At 67.7% G+C, this 1,592-nt stretch carries 2 protein-coding genes; both read left to right on the top strand.

Annotated features, from left to right (window positions below):
- Positions 1 to 336 (top strand): S-adenosylmethionine:tRNA ribosyltransferase-isomerase (locus AC1DZ6_RS24895; RefSeq protein WP_477099770.1); only part of this gene is annotated, 336 nt, incomplete at its 5' end.
- A complete protein-coding gene (gene tgt / locus AC1DZ6_RS24890; RefSeq protein ID WP_477099769.1) occupies positions 336 to 1,451 on the top strand; it encodes a tRNA guanosine(34) transglycosylase Tgt in 1,116 nt (371 codons plus the stop codon). The genes AC1DZ6_RS24895 and tgt, both read left to right, overlap by 1 nt.
- The last annotated feature ends 141 nt before the right edge of the window (positions 1,452 to 1,592 follow it).

The raw sequence follows: 1,592 nt of genomic DNA, 5'->3' as shown, positions 1-1,592 counted from the left end.
GCGCTGAACGCCGCGCGCGCCGCCGGCGGCCGCATCGTCTGCGTCGGCACCACCAGCCTGCGCCTGCTGGAAAGCGCCACCGGCGAGGACGGGGTCATCAAGCCGTTCGCCGACGAGACGGCGATCTTCATCACCCCCGGCTACCGGTTCCGCGCCGCCGACGTGCTGATGACCAATTTCCACCTGCCCAAATCGACCCTGTTCATGTTGGTCAGCGCCTTCGCCGGCCAGGCGACGATGAAGGCGGCCTACGAGCACGCGATCGCCACCGGCTATCGCTTCTATTCCTATGGCGACGGATCCCTGTTGTTCCGCGCCGATCCAGAGCAAAGCTGATGGTCGCCTTTCCCTTCGAGATCTCGGCCACCGACGGGGCGGCGCGCACGGGCGTTCTGAAGACCCCGCGCGGCGACATCCGCACCCCGGCCTTCATGCCGGTCGGCACCGCCGCCACGGTCAAGGCGATGACCGTGGACCAGGTCAAGGAGACCGGCGCCGACATCATCCTGGGGAACACCTACCACCTGATGCTGCGGCCCACGGCCGAGCGGGTGAAGCGCCTGGGCGGCCTGCACAAGTTCATGCGCTGGGACAAGCCGATCCTGACCGACAGCGGCGGCTTCCAAGTGATGAGCCTGTCGGGGATCAGCAAGGTCACCGAGGAAGCCGTCACCTTCGCCAGCCACATCGACGGCTCCAAGCACGTGCTCAGCCCCGAGCGGTCGATGGAGATCCAGGCCGACCTGTTGGGCAGCGACATCGTCATGCAACTGGACGAGTGCGTGGCCTGGCCGGCGGAAGAGGCGAGGGCGCGTCAGGGCATGGAGCTGTCGGCCCGCTGGGGCAAGCGGTCCAAGGACGCCTTCGGCGCGCGCGACAGCCAGGCCCTGTTTGGCATTCAGCAGGGTTCGACCTTCAGGAACCTGCGTCAGGAGTCATCGGAGCGGCTGCAGGAGATCGGCTTCGACGGCTACGCCTTGGGCGGGCTCGCGGTCGGGGAGGGGCATGAGGCCATGTGCGAGGTGCTCGACTACGCCCCCGCCATGCTGCCCGCCGACCGGCCGCGCTACCTGATGGGCGTCGGCAAGCCGATCGACCTGGTGGAAGCCGTCTATCGCGGCGTCGACATGTTCGACTGCGTGCTGCCCACCCGCTCGGGCCGTCACGGCCAAGCCTGGACTTGGGACGGGGCGATCAACATCAAGAACGCCCGCTACGCCGACGACGAGAACCCGCTGGACCCGACCAGCGACTGCTCGGCCAGCCGCGACTATTCCAAGGCCTATCTGCGCCACCTGTTCAAGGCCGAGGAGATCCTGGGCCAGGTGCTGCTGTCCTGGCACAACATCGCCTTCTTCCAGGCCCTGACGGCGGCCATGCGGGCGGCGATCGCCGAGGGCCGGTTAGAGGCCTTCCGCAAGGACTTCGCGGCGCGTCAGCAGGGCGGGTAGGCGGACCTGTCTTAGTGGGCCTGCCGTCATCGACGGTGCGTGGAGCAGCTTCTTCGAAGGTCCTCTGAGGGTGGATTGCAGACCCGCCTGATCCAGGCGGTGCGCGCGAAACCCCTCTCTCTTTGAGAGAGGGAGGGGCCC

The organism is Caulobacter sp. P1_B12_2 (genome assembly GCF_056406675.1).
This window is presented reverse-complemented; position numbering and strand designations above follow the sequence as displayed.